The 14,748-nt window shown below is 58.8% G+C and carries 22 protein-coding genes; 4 read left to right on the forward strand and 18 right to left on the reverse strand.

Annotated features, from left to right (window positions below; genetic code table 11):
* Nucleotides 1–302: 302 nt before the first annotated feature.
* The 14 genes from MSKU9_RS10355 to MSKU9_RS10415 form a co-directional block, all read right to left on the reverse strand.
* Entirely contained in the window at nt 303–1,103 is an 801-nt protein-coding gene (locus MSKU9_RS10355) for a hypothetical protein (protein ID WP_227002459.1), read from the reverse strand.
* Between the two features lies 1 nt (nt 1,104).
* Nucleotides 1,105–1,605: a hypothetical protein gene (locus MSKU9_RS10360; protein ID WP_227002460.1), complete on the reverse strand. Its 501-nt coding sequence runs from the start codon at nt 1,603–1,605 to the stop codon at nt 1,105–1,107.
* A 288-nt stretch (nt 1,606–1,893) separates the two neighbouring features.
* On the reverse strand, nt 1,894–4,434 hold the full coding sequence (locus tag MSKU9_RS10365) for a DUF927 domain-containing protein (RefSeq protein ID WP_141261387.1): 2,541 nt from the start codon (nt 4,432–4,434) through the stop codon (nt 1,894–1,896).
* Nucleotides 4,431–4,778 carry a hypothetical protein gene (locus MSKU9_RS10370; protein ID WP_141261388.1) on the reverse strand — a complete coding sequence of 116 codons (348 nt, stop codon included), beginning with the start codon at nt 4,776–4,778 and terminating at the stop codon, nt 4,431–4,433. The genes MSKU9_RS10365 and MSKU9_RS10370 overlap by 4 nt, the downstream gene beginning before the upstream one ends.
* 117 nt (nt 4,779–4,895) lie before the next feature.
* Complete coding sequence (locus tag MSKU9_RS10375) at nt 4,896–5,054, reverse strand: hypothetical protein (protein WP_010515824.1); 159 nt, start codon at nt 5,052–5,054, stop codon at nt 4,896–4,898.
* 82 nt (nt 5,055–5,136) lie between these two features.
* On the reverse strand, nt 5,137–5,388 hold the full coding sequence (locus MSKU9_RS10380) for a helix-turn-helix domain-containing protein (protein ID WP_141261389.1): 252 nt from the start codon (nt 5,386–5,388) through the stop codon (nt 5,137–5,139).
* Between the two features lie 599 nt (nt 5,389–5,987).
* Nucleotides 5,988–6,317 carry a hypothetical protein gene (locus MSKU9_RS10385; protein ID WP_141261390.1) on the reverse strand — a complete coding sequence of 110 codons (330 nt, stop codon included), beginning with the start codon at nt 6,315–6,317 and terminating at the stop codon, nt 5,988–5,990.
* Nucleotides 6,314–6,604: a hypothetical protein gene (locus MSKU9_RS10390; protein WP_141261391.1), complete on the reverse strand. Its 291-nt coding sequence runs from the start codon at nt 6,602–6,604 to the stop codon at nt 6,314–6,316. The genes MSKU9_RS10385 and MSKU9_RS10390 overlap by 4 nt, the downstream gene beginning before the upstream one ends.
* Entirely contained in the window at nt 6,601–6,723 is a 123-nt protein-coding gene (locus MSKU9_RS18790; protein WP_264371848.1) for a hypothetical protein, read from the reverse strand. The genes MSKU9_RS10390 and MSKU9_RS18790 overlap by 4 nt, the downstream gene beginning before the upstream one ends.
* A gap of 1 nt (nt 6,724) precedes the next feature.
* On the reverse strand, nt 6,725–6,949 hold the full coding sequence (locus MSKU9_RS10395; RefSeq protein ID WP_141261392.1) for a hypothetical protein: 225 nt from the start codon (nt 6,947–6,949) through the stop codon (nt 6,725–6,727).
* Nucleotides 6,946–7,203, reverse strand: a complete 258-nt coding sequence (locus MSKU9_RS10400; RefSeq protein WP_010511582.1) for a hypothetical protein — start codon at nt 7,201–7,203, stop codon at nt 6,946–6,948. Before MSKU9_RS10400 ends, MSKU9_RS10395 begins: the two co-directional genes overlap by 4 nt.
* The gene (locus tag MSKU9_RS10405) at nt 7,200–7,460 is read right to left on the reverse strand and encodes a hypothetical protein (protein ID WP_141261393.1); all 261 of its coding nucleotides are present in this window, start codon (nt 7,458–7,460) and stop codon (nt 7,200–7,202) included. The genes MSKU9_RS10400 and MSKU9_RS10405 overlap by 4 nt, the downstream gene beginning before the upstream one ends.
* The gene (locus tag MSKU9_RS10410) at nt 7,457–7,654 is read right to left on the reverse strand and encodes a hypothetical protein (RefSeq protein WP_141261394.1); all 198 of its coding nucleotides are present in this window, start codon (nt 7,652–7,654) and stop codon (nt 7,457–7,459) included. Before MSKU9_RS10410 ends, MSKU9_RS10405 begins: the two co-directional genes overlap by 4 nt.
* Nucleotides 7,651–7,857 carry a hypothetical protein gene (locus MSKU9_RS10415; protein WP_141261395.1) on the reverse strand — a complete coding sequence of 69 codons (207 nt, stop codon included), beginning with the start codon at nt 7,855–7,857 and terminating at the stop codon, nt 7,651–7,653. Before MSKU9_RS10415 ends, MSKU9_RS10410 begins: the two co-directional genes overlap by 4 nt.
* A 168-nt stretch (nt 7,858–8,025) precedes the next feature.
* Between MSKU9_RS10415 and MSKU9_RS10420 the strand changes: the two genes are divergently transcribed.
* The 3 genes from MSKU9_RS10420 to MSKU9_RS10430 all read left to right on the forward strand — a co-directional run bounded on the left by MSKU9_RS10420 (nt 8,026) and on the right by MSKU9_RS10430 (nt 9,196).
* Nucleotides 8,026–8,238, forward strand: a complete 213-nt coding sequence (locus MSKU9_RS10420) for a helix-turn-helix domain-containing protein (protein ID WP_227002461.1) — start codon at nt 8,026–8,028, stop codon at nt 8,236–8,238.
* Nucleotides 8,235–8,414, forward strand: a complete 180-nt coding sequence (locus MSKU9_RS10425) for a hypothetical protein (RefSeq protein WP_141261397.1) — start codon at nt 8,235–8,237, stop codon at nt 8,412–8,414. Before MSKU9_RS10420 ends, MSKU9_RS10425 begins: the two co-directional genes overlap by 4 nt.
* 224 nt (nt 8,415–8,638) lie before the next feature.
* A complete protein-coding gene (locus MSKU9_RS10430) occupies nt 8,639–9,196 on the forward strand; it encodes a hypothetical protein (protein ID WP_141261398.1) in 558 nt (185 codons plus the stop codon).
* A 41-nt stretch (nt 9,197–9,237) separates the two neighbouring features.
* On the opposite strand, the gene MSKU9_RS10435 is transcribed toward MSKU9_RS10430, so the two are convergent.
* Together MSKU9_RS10435 and MSKU9_RS10440 are read right to left on the reverse strand one after the other, a co-directional pair.
* Nucleotides 9,238–9,651 carry a PIN-like domain-containing protein gene (locus MSKU9_RS10435; RefSeq protein ID WP_141261399.1) on the reverse strand — a complete coding sequence of 138 codons (414 nt, stop codon included), beginning with the start codon at nt 9,649–9,651 and terminating at the stop codon, nt 9,238–9,240.
* Nucleotides 9,648–10,214: a hypothetical protein gene (locus tag MSKU9_RS10440; protein WP_227002462.1), complete on the reverse strand. Its 567-nt coding sequence runs from the start codon at nt 10,212–10,214 to the stop codon at nt 9,648–9,650. The genes MSKU9_RS10435 and MSKU9_RS10440 overlap by 4 nt, the downstream gene beginning before the upstream one ends.
* Nucleotides 10,215–10,685: 471 nt before the next feature.
* Between MSKU9_RS10440 and MSKU9_RS10445 the strand changes: the two genes are divergently transcribed.
* Nucleotides 10,686–10,835 carry a toxin-antitoxin system HicB family antitoxin gene (locus MSKU9_RS10445; RefSeq protein WP_227002463.1) on the forward strand — a complete coding sequence of 50 codons (150 nt, stop codon included), beginning with the start codon at nt 10,686–10,688 and terminating at the stop codon, nt 10,833–10,835.
* A 1,126-nt stretch (nt 10,836–11,961) separates the two neighbouring features.
* Here the strand turns inward: MSKU9_RS10445 and MSKU9_RS10455 are convergent.
* Nucleotides 11,962–13,005 (reverse strand): Lrp/AsnC family transcriptional regulator, encoded by a 1,044-nt coding sequence (locus MSKU9_RS10455; RefSeq protein ID WP_141261401.1) that lies wholly within the window; start codon nt 13,003–13,005, stop codon nt 11,962–11,964.
* 369 nt (nt 13,006–13,374) lie between these two features.
* A complete protein-coding gene (locus MSKU9_RS10460) occupies nt 13,375–14,586 on the reverse strand; it encodes a tyrosine-type recombinase/integrase (protein WP_141261402.1) in 1,212 nt (403 codons plus the stop codon).
* Between the last annotated feature and the right edge of the window lie 162 nt (nt 14,587–14,748).

Below are 14,748 nucleotides of genomic sequence, written 5' to 3' on the forward strand. Positions count from 1 at the left end.
TTTCGAGTCCGCCATTCATTTTCAGAAAATCGCAGAATATAGCCATTTTTCATGGGTCGCCTTTTGGCTTACCCCCCTTAATACCCCTCTTAAAACTGTCGCTTGGATGACTTTGGCAGGCAGGGTGGGGTGTATGATTGTTTCGATAACGTAATGAAAAAGGTTGGCCTACAAAGTAAGAAGGTCGGTGTACGGGTGTTACCCACACACATAAAAAAAGGGCCTCCATTTCTGGAAGCCCCCTGCCTGTCTGTCTGATCCATATTCCTTTGTGGGTCGTCCTGTTATCGGCCCGCCTGCCGTCACCCCGCCACAACCCTTCCTGTAAGGGCAAACCAGCGGCGCAGGCTGGTATCCATCACTTCATCGGTCATGCGGTTGCGCTCCACTTCCCCGATGCCGCGCTCCGTCCACAAATCGCCCAATGCCTCAAGTGTTGCTGTCAGGGCACGCTGGTAGTCATCGTCTGTCCGGTTCCGGTCATGACAGTAATCGGCAATCACCACGCCAGCGCCGTGCGTACCCAGTTCAGACAGGCCCGGTTGCGGCTTCTCGCCCCGGTAGAGTTCAGCCATCTTGTCTGTGGCTGCATCCATTGCCGCCTGCCTGTGCTCGTCCGTGTCCTGCCCTGGTATGACCATCTGGCGAAACAGCGCCGTAAGCCGTCGCGTTACGGCCTCAATAGCGAATCCGTAGGGCAGTCCGGCATCATGCGCGAACATGGCCGCGATCCTGCCTGTGCCAGGCATGTTCACCATACCCACACCATCAACGGTCTTGCGGTCATTATCATCCAGTGACGCCATGATGCGGGCCTGTGCGACTTCCCGGCTTTCATCCAGTGCGCGGCCATCCTTCACGGGCCAGTCATGGACAGCGGCAATCTTCTGGCAGAACTGGCGAGCCGCCAGCCCGTCCATCGCACAGGCAAGCGGGCATTCCGTGCCGTCCACGAACACCACAGAGGGAAGATAGGTCGCATCTCCCATCCCTGCCGGGACAGGCCGCGTCCACAAACACCGCACGGCCTTCGGGTCCAGCGTAGCAGGATCAGCCATCACGGTCGGAACTGCACGGGCCGTGGCATATTTGGGATTGCTCATGTCAGGCGTCCTCATTGCTGTCAGGGGCATAGGTAATTTCGGGGTAGTCATCAGGCAGGCGCGGGCCGCCGCCGATCATGTGTTCAGGCGTGGCGTCCTCCCGGTCGTGTGGATAGGGAGCCATGAAGCGGTGGCGGTTCTGATCCCATTTCCATCCCTGACTTTTCAGCCATTGCGGGTCTGGTGAGCCGAACAGGTGCAGCTTGCCGGTTTTTGGATCGAGCCGGATGCCCGAACGATTTTCATGCGCCGGGGCCTGCGCTGGGGATGGTTCTGCTGCTTCCAGCATCTGGATGATGGCGTCCCGGCTGTGCTTCATCATCCTGATAAGGTCGGGGGTGATGGCGGCGGTATTGCCCCTTATGGCCGGTTGCCCATCCACCAGCACGACACGACACCCAAGATCATCCAGTTGCGCCAGCAGCGCGGAGGGGTCCGGGATCGCTGGGGCGCAATCCGACTTTGCCCACTCCATCAGTCCGGCAAGGGCGACACTAACCATGATGCCCACCTCCGATGTGAATGTGTGTCCTGTTCAGGCCCTTTGTTCTCAACAGATGCCCCGCGCTGTTATCTGCGCTGTTCTCAGCGGAGGGCAGCCCCTCAGACCACCTGCTATCAGGTGAAAACAGCGCCAACCCGGTTCGGGGTCTGTAAAATGCGGTGTGACCGGTGTGACCGGTGTGACCAGCGTTCAGATTGGCTGTTTTCCGCCGTTTTTCAGGGACGATTTCGGTCACACCTGCAAAAACACGCGGTGTGACCGGTGTGACCGGGACCAGATGGACCATTATTTGTCCCCACCCATAATGTCGTCAGTGATTGTGTAGACGCGCACGGACTTGCCGTGTTCGGGGTCTTTGAGGAATGACGATGCCTTGCCGCCCCTGCCAGAATTAAGATACCCGGCGGCGATCAGGCTTTGCGCGGCCCGCTTGGCGTCCAGCCCCTTGCACACGACCTCACGCCACACGGCGGGGAAGATCAGGTATTCCCATTTCTCCGCACCGCCTTCTGTCGTCACCTTACGGCGGTATCCGGCGCGGTTGATCGTGCGGGAGCGGCTGTCATCGCCGTCGCCATCGGGACCACCCAGCAGGGTGAAACGGCTCTCTCCATGTTCCTCAATGAAAAGGCGGACCTGTTCGATTGCGGTCCTGTCCTCCGCTGCCTGGGTGCCGCCACGATCATCCAGCCATGAGCGGAAGCACACCAGAGCCGCCCGCGTAGCCTCCCCGCGCTGCCACGGAAGGACGCCATACGCGGTTGCCATTTCACCCGCAGCAGCCACCAGTCCAAACCGTCGCACCACGGAGCGCACCTGCCCATCGACAGGGGCAGCATCAGGCAACGCCTGTTCCTCAAATCGTGCCACGATCTGCTTGATGGTATCGGTAAGGGCAGCCTCATCCTCATTGCGATCCAGCACAAGGGCCTGCAACCAGGCACGGCTTGCGGTGCCGTAGCTTGTCCGGGCCGCACGGCGGATATGATCGGCAAGGTCGCCCGGTGAGGCCATGTCATGCAGGTTTTCAAACAGGCCCATCCCGGCACCGGCATCGGCCTGCACGTTCACAAGCCGGACCTCCTGCCCCGCCATCGGGCGCTGTCCGGCCTCCCCCATCTTGGTCGCCAGCGTGATTTCGCCGGTGGATAGGAACAGGACACGCCAACTCTTGCGGGCACGGGCTTCGCCATTGCGACCGGCACGCTGCTTGCCGCTGTTGTTCGCCAGCATATAGGTGATTTCGCCAACTTCGCGGCTGTTGGCCTGCCCCATCTCATCGAGAACAAGCAGGGTGTCGGAGGTCTCGGACGCGATGCCCTCCGTCCCGTTGGATGTACCGCGCCATGACCGCACCTGCCCGTCACGGTCGCCCTTGCCCCAGACCGAACCCGCCGCGAACAGGGATGTGGATTTGCCGGACTGGCTCTTGCCCACGATGTGGAACCCACCGGACTGTTCGCCCATCAGGTCCAGCAGCGGACCGCAAAAGGCAACAGAGAGGGAAAAGGCAAAACGGCTGTTGCCCACGGCATAGGCGGCAATATCGCGCTGCCAGTCCGTCAGTGTCCCGGCTGTCCCGTATTCCGCGCCCCGTGCCATGCGGGTTGTCTGGAACACCACATCACGCCGCCCCGCGCCAACCGTCACCCCATTGGGCAGGACAAAGGTGGCGTTGCCATTGTCATGATACCACCCCGACTTATCGACACAGCGCAGGCGGCGCACGGTATGGACGGAGGAAAAGAACTGGCGGAGGAAGCGCGTCCCAGAGACGGCGCACCCGAAACCCGCATCCTCAAGTTCACCGGCAATGTCCTTGCCGTCCCCATGCACCATGCGCCTTGGTAATGCCCATTGGTGGGGCCTTCCGTCCGGGTCCAGCCAGCTAATCAGGACGCCCCATCCGTTGCCATCCACGTCCCGCGTTTCGGCAATCACGTTGAAGGGGATGCATATCCAAAACTTCTTCGGGGGCAGGTCGCCACCCTGTTCCTCGGTGAAATACAACCCCCCGCGCTCCATGCTGTAACCGTGCGGCATCCTGACGTTTGCGACGGCTGGTGTGGCCTGATCCAGATAAGGGCGCAGGAAATCCACATCGGAGGTTTCCCCTCCGCCTGTCAGGTCATCCGGCACGTCATCGGCCAAATCCCAGCCGGGAGGCAGGTTGTCTGGCACCGCCACCGTACGCACCACCGCAGCCCCGGCATCCTCAAGGGCGGCAATGACCGCATCAGCATACCCGCTGCCAGCGTCGTCATTATCCGGCCAGATGGTCACGCTACGTCCCGCCAGAGGTGACCAGTCATTATTGGCTGCCGCCTTACTGCCACCCTGGGAGGTCATGACCACATAATCAGGGAACAGACGGGCTGCCGCGTCCGCCGTCTTTTCGCCTTCCACCAAAAGCACGGGCACGTCAGGGAAGGCCGCCAACTGATACAGTCCATAAAGCGGCAACGGCTTGCGCCCCTGCTTGCAGTGCCAGCCGGTGCCGTCACGGCGGTTGCCTTTACTGTCCGTCCACACACGGTGGCCATAGGATAGGGGCAGAATATCCTTGCCGCCGTCCTCGCGTTCCTTGCGGAACCGGGCGCACAGGGGGCGGCCCTCCGCATCCCGGTAAACCCACATGGCGGAGGCACCACGCGGCAATTCAGGTTCACAGGGGGCGGGGGTGATCGGCTCCCACTGTTCGCCAGACGGGCCGCCAATGGTCTGGGCTTTCGCCTTTTCCTCATCTGTCAGGGGCGCAAGCGGGGCAGCACCAGACAGGCCCACCATTGCAGGAAGGTTGCTGGATTCGGAGGTAATGCCGGTCATGGCTGCACCTCCACGCCAAGCATAAGGGATAACTGCCGTGCCGCCTCAAGCTGGGACAGCCCAAACAGATAGGCCGCAAGGGATACGGGATCGCCGCCCCGGTCGCCCGTAGCGAAATCAGACCATCGACCCGTATTCATGTTCACTTTGAACGAGCCGGGGTTACGGTCGCCCCGGCGCGGGTTGCGTGATACCCATTCGTGCCCCTCACGCCTGCCATCTGGCAGCCAGCGCAGAAGGAGGGCCGTCAACACGCCAAGGGCTGCGCTGTTGACTGCCTGGAAGTCTATTTTACCCCCCGGATTCGTATGTACGGATTCCGGGTGTGCATGTGTTTCTGCCATGTCAGGCTTGCCACCTTATTCAGGTGCCACCTGTCATTTTACTTGGGAAACCCTACGTCGGTGACGTATAGTGAATGTGGCCTTCAACAGCATACATCACCGGCGCGGCTCCCTCAGTTAATGACGGGGGCCGTTGCTTTTTGGGATGAATGTTGCGCTGGGAAGGGACGCAAGCCATGCCAGTCCCGCCCGGAAATCAATCACCGTCCGGCGTCCCAGCTTCTTTGCGATCAGCTTGCCGTCATTCAACTTGCGATATGTTTCCGTGCGGGACATGCCCGTCCGTGCCACCCACTCAACCACCGATACGTAATGCGGAGGTGCCTTCTCATTGCCGCCAGCAGTCACGCGCACCCCCTCAAACCATAGCGTGGGAGGGCGCGCAGCCAGTGCGGCCAACAGGCAGACGGGCGGCAATGACGGGCAGGTCAGACCGGCGCACGAAGCGGAAGCGGCCCCGCTTGATTGTGGGAATCATCCCGCTTGCTGCGTAGGAGTAAGCCGTCGTCATTGCATGGAAGCTATCGCCAGCGCCCCGAGTCGCACGCTGGCTGTTCAGTTCCGCAATCGCATCGGCAAAAGGGATCAGGTCGTCGTTTTCTTCGGTCATAAAGCACCGCAAACCAAGGGTTTCAGGGTGCTATCAAGGCGTCGGGAAGCACAAGGGCCTGTGCAAATATGCACAGATTACCCTTGTCAACCAAATCGGAGTCCTGTTAGGAAAACCGACAGGAACCAGCACCAACGGAACCTGTGTTTTTCTAACAGGATTGGCGGTTTTCCGCCGTCCTGATAGCAATGACACTACCAATGAGAAGCCGCTTTGGAGTTCGCACCTCCAGGCGGCTTTTCTTTTGGCGACACGCTCCCGAAGAAGCGAGTCACGCGCCACTGATTCTCTATACACCCCAAACGAAGCGGTTCCAATACGAAATGCCGTAGGAAGTCTCCTATGTCTCCACACGGCACAATGACCGTCGTGGGGCTGGTCCCACACCATGCGCATCACAGGCACGCCTCCACGGGCTTCTATGGGCCTCTACGGGGCATGTTACACTCAATATGGTATCATTTTGATGCGCTTTATATTTTGGCCAGACATGGACAAAAGAGCACAAACACGGAACAGATTGGACAATCCTATTGAGGAACCCCGGCTTTCGCACCAAGCGTCACATCCTTGGGCAAGCCCGATGCCGATAAGGCGGCTCATGAAATGCAGTCCTCAATGGCGTGGGCATATCGACCGATCCCATCGGCCAGCCATGCCAGTTCAGTGCCGGTCTGTTTGTCCCCCTCCGCCATGCGGGCCAGTATCCCGGCCATGACGCTGATTCCCGTGGTAGCAGCCTGTATGGCCGCCAGCCGGTCGGGCGTTGCCAGGCTGGGCGGCGCTGTATGCGCGCGCCATGCCCGGTGGCAGGACGCAGAACTGCTGCCCATCGCCTCGCCTACCTCGCGCCATGACAGGCCCTCTTTGCGGAGGTGTTCAATCCGCCGCAGGTCGCGGGCAGACCAGGTGCGTGCAGGGCGGCTCATGCGTGCCCCCTGTAGTGCTGGTGGGCCATGTAGAGGTCATACAGACGCGCTTTGGCCGCGACGGTGAAGTAATCGACATGCCGGTCCACCAACGGGATGCCATCATGCTCAAATCTGGCGCATGGGGCGTCTTTCAGTCTGTCCCGCATGGCCTCAACCTCCGCCTGCATCAGGCTTTGCGCCTGCTGTAAAGGCAGACCGTTTACGCCCCACACGGCATCTGCCCATTGCTTCCCGCCCTGGATCGGGTCAGGTACCCCGAACAGGGTGGCATATGCTTCCGTCATGGCTTCACCTCCTGCCACATGCAGTTTGAGAGCCGGACCATCGCGCCACTGATACGGACGGCGATGCCGGTAAGGGGGATCAGGACAAGCAGCGCGACATTGATAAACAAGCGCTTCATCTCAAATCGCCTCATCAATGGTGGTGCACTGCCGCTCGATTTCTTCAGCGGCCCATGTGATAGCCAGGCCAAAGGATTGGGCCTGCGCCGGGGGCAGGCCCGAATGGCTGGCAGTAGCCACCCCCTCCCCAGCCCAGCGCATAAGAATGGCGAGACGTGCAAGCGACCGGCTGGCGTTCTGGGCTGCCCTGATCTGCTTGATGTCGACTTGTAGAAGGTCGCTCATTCTGGCTCTCCCACAGCAATGTTGGCCCGTTCTTCGAGCCATGCGGACGAGGACACAACGGCATCTTCCACCAACGACAGCGCCGGGTTGATCCAGCCGGCCGACACGTCGTCGCTCTTCTCCATGCGCTCACGCAGGCACTGCATGATGACGCCAGCCCCGAAACACAGGCTTGTATGTTTCTTGACCTGCCAGGCAAGGACTTGCAGCCGTTCGGCATCTGTCTGTGGCTGATAATGGGGAGAGGCGTTCATTCCGCACCACCTTTCATCGCCAGAATGTCACGGGCAAGGCTGCCCTCTATCGTGTCGGACTTCGGATTGCACAGCATCACAAGCCGGGCCTTGTCCTGTAGATCGGCAAGGGTCCGGGCGCGTGTGCGGATGGCCTTGCGGTAGGCCACGCCAAAGCGTTGCATCTGTGTTTCCGCGTCGGAGGTGGCAGGCTCCTTCCAGCAGCGGCGATCAGCGCCAAGGGCGGCCATCGTGGCCTTGCGGATGAGGCTGGTCATTTGGCTCTCTCCCGGCGTTCATCGGGGATACCCAGCCATGCCACATCCAGTTCGGTGTGGAGGCGCTTTACCCATCCGTGCATCCACTGCACGGGGACAGGTTCTGAGGCGGAGATCAGGGCGTCCAAGATTTCAGCCAACGACCCCAAATCGCATACGATGGCATGCACGCGCTCTCTCGGTGTCTCGCTCATCGGGCCACCTCCGCCAGTGCTATCACGGTGGGATGGGGTTTTGCGCCGCCGTGGCGCAGAACTTCCGGCTGGGAGAAGCCTGCCAGGGCGATCAGCACCAGCGCGGGGAAGATCAGGGCAGGAAATACGTCCTGCCAATGAATTGCGGAAATGAAAGCCCTTGTACGGACTCCCGGTGGTACGCTATGGGCGTGTTTAGCCATTGCCTGCTCCTAGTGCGAGCGGTTGTGGTTAGGCCGGATGTGGGAGCTTCCACCTTCCCATCCGGCCACCTTGTTGTAGGGTGACAAGGTTGTTCTAATGTGCCATAACTTTGGTCTAAGTCAACAACCTTGTTACGAGGAAACATGATTATAGGATCTCAGTGCCGAATGGCGCGTGCCGCGCTCCGCATGAACATTCGTGACTTAGCTATCGCTGCGGACGTATCTCCAACCACGATCACTCGCCTAGAGCGCGGGGAAGAACTTTACCCTCGTACTGTAGAAGCCATACAGGCAATTCTGGAAGATCAAGGTATAAAATTCATTCCTGATAACGGAGATGGCCCTGGAGTCAGGCACAAGCAGGAAGATGAAAAATGAGCGTAAAAATAGAAATTAAAAAAAATGGTGAAGTTGTTGGCTGGTATACAGCAAAAAATGGCTTAATTACCGTAACAAGTGCAAAAAATGGACGATCATGCACGGCTCGTGGATCGGCTGATGGTGAGGGCCTCGCCCGATTAATGCTCACTGAGAAATGGGCACAAGAGTTATAATTATCTACCAATATTAAAAGCGATGGGCCTCTGAATAGATCGTGCTCCCCCCTGTGGCACAATCATCAATTCCGTACCCCCACACCAGCGCATCCATGCGGTCAGGCAACCTCCCAAATACCTACACTCTCAGCACTACCCTTGTATGGTGCCATGGCCAGATTTATCGCAGAGAATTGTAAAAGACCTAGTGTACGGCTAAGGAAAAAACAGGAGCATGTACAATGATACATGAAGAATGGGAACATCGTCATAAGCGGTGGATACAGGCAAGCCGCCACTTAGCTTCAGAAGAAGATCCATGGATATCTTCCGCCATTCTAGACCTCTCTTGGGCAGAGCATATTATCCTTGCACTAGAAAATGAAGTGACTCGAACTTTACGCAGACCTCAAGACACAGCCTCACTCAACAACACTCCAACTTTTTCAGAGTACCGTGCCCATTCTAAATTGTGGATTATGGGACTGTATGAAGTGTGTAGGGTGCTGCTTAAAGATCTAAAAATGCCTGTAGCAACTCCACTCGAACCGCTTTTTGAGAAGCTTTATGCGATTAGAATACCCTTTGCTAAGCATGAGGTAAGGGGACGGACAGAGACTTACTTCCCAGAGCCATGCATGCCCTTGTTTGGCTACGAGCTTGGATGGATGGTTAAAGATTACAAGCATAAACGCGTTCCCCAAGGCTCTTCCTCAGGCACCTACGTGAATTTCTACGTCGGTCGTCGGGCACTTGCAGACGAATTTCTCCACTCCATTGAAAAAAATCGGTCCGATTGAGTGAAGGACGAATACGCACGAGTGGTGCCACATACCAAGGATCAAGCTCGCCACCGCCTCAGAAGCCTCACAGTGTTTGCCCAAGGGAGTTCCAGAAACGATCCACGATCAGCCTCTATTGAGCAATGCAGGATCATAGGCCACCACCAGACCATCATTCGTACCCGCTCCAACGTATCTCCCTGCTGGTTCCAGGCCTTCACTCCAAGCACCACCACAGCCCCAGTCTCCCGGATTGCTGCCACCTCATGCTGGCGGCGGGACATGGCCTTATCAGCGGTAATCAGAACCGTCTTAATGTTCGGATCGGCAAGTATCTGAAACAGGTCCACGTCTTTCGTGCCTGCCAGACCAAGGTGGCGGACAGAGGTAGCTGTGTGACCATCCATGACCGCCAGAGGTTCCAGAACCCGCGCCATGATGGGCGGGTGATTCTCATCGAAGATGAACCTCAAGCCGCCATCCGGCGATTAACCCACAGTTCAAACTCGGCGGCCTGTTCAACCGCGTCGGCTGGCACCTCCCACAGCTTTGCTACCCGTGCAACGTCGCCGCCCTCCGCGCGCAGGGCATCTGCCAGGATCTCGGTAGGAATCCCGGTCTCGCTATCAATCGGCCTGCCAAATTGCCGCGCAGGATCAAGGATGACCCTTGGCTGGTCTGCACAGGGCCGCCACTGGTTTGCCGCACCCGTAAGCTGATCGAAAGAGACGGACTTGCGGAAACTTCTTTCAAGCACCTCAAGCATGGCCCCATTGCCGTCCGTGAGATCGACAAGGCGGCGGTCTCCGGTAGCCTCCGCCGTTTCTATCCAGATCGCTTTCCCATCCGTATGGAATTGCCGGATAGCAAACGGATGCTCTGTTCCCATCAGCTTCCGGGCTTTTTCGATCATGGCGCGAATGGATTGCAGGCTTATGCCCTGCCCCCGCAATTCAGACAGGAACAGCACTTCGATAAGATTGATGAAGCTAAGGGCGTCCTGTCCATCTTCCGGTGGAAGATCGGAAACAAGCACGGGAGACGACCCATTCCCATATACCCATGACCGAATACGTGCGGAGGGCATACGCAGCAGCTTCGCCGCCGTCGCCACCGGATAAACGCCCCGGCCTATGATATTGCTTCCATCCGGCATACGCACCTCCTTGTGGCAAAAGCGGCCTAAAGACACGCCGCCACAACGCACCCTGACACGTCCCGTTTCAACGCGGGCGGGATGCAGCGTATATCACACGCTTCTCTCTCTACAAGATAAACCACAACGCGCGTGTGGACCTGTCCGAACTGTCCCGCATTTCATAGTCCCCAGACGCATGCCCCGCGATGGTAGCCCGCATCTCAGGGACAGACATTCAAGGCGCGCCTATAGGAACTTCATTATATGAAATCAAAAAATAGGCCGTCCTCACGAAGCGCCTATAACTTATGAAATCAAAAAAAACCTGAAACGCCGGTTTTTGTCCGGTGTCTGTCCGGCATCTATCGGGTGTCTTTCGGGTGCTTATCCAGCAAGTTTCAGGTCCGCCTGTCGCCAGATGAGCACACCCGTGCGGCTGAGATCGCTGCCGCCCGTGGCGTTAGCCTCAACCGGCTTGTCCAGGACGCATTGGAACAGGTTGCGGGGGAGCCGTTTTAATTTAATCGCGCTAAAACCGGCAGAAAACAGCCATCGTTTGAAAAACAATCATTTGAAAAACAATCAAACGACCTGCCGATTTGATTTCCTTTGAAAAAAAATCAAACGCTGCCTGCCGCGTTCTCTCGTGCATGCGCGCGTATTGTGTAACTCGCTGCGAAGCCAGTCAGCGGGTCATGGTCCTGCTGCGCTGTTGCGCGCGCGTGGACCTGTTGCATGTGTATCAATGCCACCGCTCAATGCCCCCAGTCGGGGTATTCCCCGAGTGACGGATTCCAGCGTCTCAATGTTAACATTTGATAACAGGCACTTTGCACAGGAATGTCGGAATACAGCCAAAAATAACATGCTCCCTCGCGTGCGCGCGCGCGTACTGTGCCACTAATCCCGGCATTGCCGGGGTAGATGAACCTGCAATATGATGCGGCATGACAGGCACCAAACCCATATCCGAATGGACGCCGCCGGAGGTGGTGGACGTGTTCAGCATCAGGCAAGGGGCACGGAACCCACAAAACCGGTACTGCCCAATGTCGCAGGCTGCATTTGCCAGGCGGTATGGCTTTACCGCTTCTGCCATGGCCGACTGGGAGCAGGGGCGCCGGAAGCCTGATCCTGCAGCCCGCACCTTGCTAGCGATGATCCAGAAGGATCAGAAGGCCGTGGACCGACTATTGGGCCACAAGGACGCTGCACCCCCTAAGTAGATGGGGTAGCCTCGCGCGCGCATCGCGCGTTGGGTACGTCTCTTTTGTCGGATTGGGTGTCGCGCAGATCACGCGCGCAATGCGCGTAGAACCTGTAGAACCTGTAGAACCGCGTCTCGCGCGCGCATCGCGCGTAGACCCTGTGTACATTGTGTCGTGCCGTCCCTCGTGCGCATTGCGCGTAGGGTGTGTGTCATCCGTGTCTCGCGCGCGTGCATCGCGCGTTGGACCTGTGCGGTTTGTGCGGTTTGTGCCGACGAAATTCGTCGTCAGTCGCCTCGCGCGCATCGCGCGTAGGGTCTGTCCCATTTGTAACGGTCACACCTGTGTAACTCGCGTACGGTTTGGGCCGCAGAGATAAACCAAAGGGTCCGCACAGTAAGCGGTCCCTACCCCTGTTCAATCTGAACATACCTCCGTCATGCTGCCATACGCCGCCTAATGTTCAGCACGGTCGAAGGGGAAACACCCACACGGGCGGCAATCTCACGTAAGGACATGCTTCTACCCTCCTGGGTGGCAAGTATCCGCTTCACCTCCGCCCGGCGCTGTCCTGCCGTATTCAATCTGGACGGAGGGGGTGCGTCCAGATTTGGACCGGCACAAACATGGGGATTTCCCACCTTATCGCTCTCATTGCCGGGAATATCGGCAGCGGGTGATAAACCGGGAGACTCCCGTGTTCCCGATGCTCCAAAGCCCGCCGCCTGTAGCCGCTCAAGGTCATCAAGAACGGCCTGGGGGCTATCGCGGCTCCCCTGTCCGTCCAACTGGAAGCGCAGGCGCACAATCACGTCGGACAGGTCACGGGCCGGGATGAGCTTCTCCACCATGTCGCACAGGTGCCACCGCCGTTTGTCAGCGCCATTGCTCAGGTAATCATATTGGTTGTTCCCGTCCGCCACGTTGCGGTCATCACATAGCCTGTCCCACGCCTCATATTCAGCCAGAGCCGCCGGGATGGTGTCAGGCCACGGGATAGATTGCCCCATCGCCGCCACCACACGCTCGGAAGGGCTGAAATGCGAACCGTCAAACGTATCGGCCTGGTCGCCTGGGTGGACCTCGCGGAATGGCTCAATGGCAGCATCCAGCGCCTTTTCTTCCGCCGTGGGTGCGAACACGGCTTCCTCTGACCCATAGCGGGCAATCACCTCCGCAATCCGGTCTGCGTTGTCGCGCATCCAGCGCCGCCGCTTGGCATCATGCTCCCGCTGGTAAGCCCGCATATGAGCTGGGTTGCCCATGTCATAGAACCTGAGACCCCCCGGTCCCGGCTGGGGCAGGTCATCACCGAACCCGCCATCCGCCAGCAGGCCCGGAATGTCATCCAGCACATAGCCATACGGCTCGATCATTGCGGCGGCGCGGGTCCGGGCGGCGTCTGTCTCGCCTTCTTTGCCGCCCTCCGCCAGTGCCCAGACCTTCGCCAGACGCTCAAGATTGATACCGGATTGCGCCATTGCCTGCCCTCGCCCTGTTCAAATTGAACATTACAGGATGGGCGGAGGGTGTACAAGTTGAACAGGACGCCGGGGAACATGTTAAAGGCGTTGGGTTTTGATAACACATCGACCGGACGTGTTCAGGGGTGGGGGGGCCTCTGTACCCGCCCTGTAAAAACAGGAGGGCCACCGCTCAAGCACGCTGTTATCAGCATCCCAATCCGCTGCCAGTCACACCGGTCACACACCCATTGCAGGCAGGTGTGACCAAATCCATCCCTGGAAAATGACCGTATTCCGCCATTCTTTTGCTTGGTCACACCGGTCACACCGGTCACACCCGAAAATACAGACCCCGAATGGAAATCAAGGGTGTGACCTGTCGCGTCATGGGCGGTTCCGGTGTGACCCGCAGCAGTAGGCAGCCCATTCATCCATCAGGGCGCGGCGCTTCTCAAACAGGTCGCCCCGCCGGTAAGCCGCCTCCACCTTGTTGCCAACTGCATGGGCAAGGGCCATCTCCACAACCTCATTCGGGTAATCGGTTTCCTCCGCAGCCCAGTCCCGGAAGGTCGATCGCAGGCCATGCACGGTCACATCCTTTGTGCCGGCCGCCTGATGCAAAGCCTTGGACAGCGCCACGTCAGTCAGGGGGCGTGATGGCCTGTAGCCGGGAAAGGCAAAGCCGGTCCCGTTCGTTGGCTGTCGCAGGCAATCAAGAATATCCGTGGCGGGCATCGACAGGGGAACGCGGTGCAGCCGCCCTGCCTTCATCCTCTCCGCCGGTATCGTCCACACACGGGTGGTCATATCAATTTCAGGCCACAGGCAGGACCGGACCTCACCAGACCGCGCCGCTGTCAGGCAGGCAAAGCGGACAGCCTTGGCCGCCAGTCCGTCAGACATGCTCAGGGCCGCCATGACCGATGCAATATCCTTCCAGGGGATAGCCTTGTGATGCTGGACCTTCGCCACCTTGGAGGGAGCCGGAAGCAATGCAGACAGGTGCCCACGCCATCGGGCCGGATTCTCACCCTCTCGCCAGCCCATGACACGCGCATAATCAAGTATGCGCTCCATGCGCCCCCTCAGCCGACCGGCTGTCTCTGTCCTGTCTGTCCAGATAGGGCGGAGGGCAGACAACACATCATCGGTATCAACGTCTTTGATAGGCTTGTCCCCAAAGACAGGGAAAACATGGTTGGCAAGCGATCCGGTCCATGTGGCAGCGGCCTTGCGATCCTTCCATGCCGGTGCCTGCTCCGTGATGTATGCCTGCGCCACCTCCGCAAAAGTGCCGCCCTGCTCCATCTTCCGGGCGGCTTTTTCCTTTGCCCGCTCCACCAGGGGGTCAGTGCCTTCCTTAATCATGCGGCGGAGGTCCACAGCCCTGTCACGCGCACCGGCCAACGAGAGACCGGGATAGCTGCCAAGGCTCATCTGCCTGCGCTTGCCGGTTGCTGGCGACGTATAGCGCATCTCCCACAGGCGCGATCCCCCAGAGGCCACCAACCACAGGCCACCACCGTCGCATATGCTGCCATCCCTGTGACGTGACACCTGTAGAGCCGTCAATTGATTGGGTCCGAGTCTGCTCAATCCAGCTTACCCCTCTTATTACCCCCCTTAGAATCGGGGATTGTGTGGGTCATTCTGGGACGCTCTGGGACACTCACGCCAGCAAATACTTAGGAAACCTTATGTTTTTGGCACGCCCTGAAACACTCTGGGACGTGGGTTAGGCGGATTTCGAGTCCGCCA

Source organism: Komagataeibacter diospyri (assembly GCF_006538165.1).
GTDB classification, from domain to species: domain Bacteria; phylum Pseudomonadota; class Alphaproteobacteria; order Acetobacterales; family Acetobacteraceae; genus Komagataeibacter; species Komagataeibacter diospyri.

Excerpts from the sequence above, each read along its gene's own strand:
- MSKU9_RS10380 (WP_141261389.1), bottom strand. The coding sequence starts at position 5,388 with ATGACCGAAGAAAACGACGACCTGATCCCTTTTGCCGATGCGATTGCG.
- MSKU9_RS10395 (WP_141261392.1), bottom strand. The coding sequence starts at position 6,949 with ATGAGCGACCTTCTACAAGTCGACATCAAGCAGATCAGGGCAGCCCAG.
- MSKU9_RS10390 (WP_141261391.1), bottom strand. The coding sequence starts at position 6,604 with ATGACGGAAGCATATGCCACCCTGTTCGGGGTACCTGACCCGATCCAG.
- MSKU9_RS10420 (WP_227002461.1), top strand. The coding sequence starts at position 8,026 with ATGGCGCGTGCCGCGCTCCGCATGAACATTCGTGACTTAGCTATCGCT.
- MSKU9_RS10405 (WP_141261393.1), bottom strand. The coding sequence starts at position 7,460 with ATGACCAGCCTCATCCGCAAGGCCACGATGGCCGCCCTTGGCGCTGAT.
- MSKU9_RS10415 (WP_141261395.1), bottom strand. The coding sequence starts at position 7,857 with ATGGCTAAACACGCCCATAGCGTACCACCGGGAGTCCGTACAAGGGCT.
- MSKU9_RS10425 (WP_141261397.1), top strand. The coding sequence starts at position 8,235 with ATGAGCGTAAAAATAGAAATTAAAAAAAATGGTGAAGTTGTTGGCTGG.
- MSKU9_RS10365 (WP_141261387.1), bottom strand. The coding sequence starts at position 4,434 with ATGACCGGCATTACCTCCGAATCCAGCAACCTTCCTGCAATGGTGGGC.
- MSKU9_RS10370 (WP_141261388.1), bottom strand. The coding sequence starts at position 4,778 with ATGGCAGAAACACATGCACACCCGGAATCCGTACATACGAATCCGGGG.
- MSKU9_RS10360 (WP_227002460.1), bottom strand. The coding sequence starts at position 1,605 with ATGGTTAGTGTCGCCCTTGCCGGACTGATGGAGTGGGCAAAGTCGGAT.
- MSKU9_RS10385 (WP_141261390.1), bottom strand. The coding sequence starts at position 6,317 with ATGAGCCGCCCTGCACGCACCTGGTCTGCCCGCGACCTGCGGCGGATT.
- MSKU9_RS18790 (WP_264371848.1), bottom strand. The coding sequence starts at position 6,723 with ATGAAGCGCTTGTTTATCAATGTCGCGCTGCTTGTCCTGATCCCCCTT.
- MSKU9_RS10410 (WP_141261394.1), bottom strand. The coding sequence starts at position 7,654 with ATGAGCGAGACACCGAGAGAGCGCGTGCATGCCATCGTATGCGATTTG.
- MSKU9_RS10400 (WP_010511582.1), bottom strand. The coding sequence starts at position 7,203 with ATGAACGCCTCTCCCCATTATCAGCCACAGACAGATGCCGAACGGCTG.
- MSKU9_RS10355 (WP_227002459.1), bottom strand. The coding sequence starts at position 1,103 with ATGAGCAATCCCAAATATGCCACGGCCCGTGCAGTTCCGACCGTGATG.
- MSKU9_RS10455 (WP_141261401.1), bottom strand. The coding sequence starts at position 13,005 with ATGGCGCAATCCGGTATCAATCTTGAGCGTCTGGCGAAGGTCTGGGCA.
- MSKU9_RS10430 (WP_141261398.1), top strand. The coding sequence starts at position 8,639 with ATGATACATGAAGAATGGGAACATCGTCATAAGCGGTGGATACAGGCA.
- MSKU9_RS10375 (WP_010515824.1), bottom strand. The coding sequence starts at position 5,054 with ATGTCCCGCACGGAAACATATCGCAAGTTGAATGACGGCAAGCTGATC.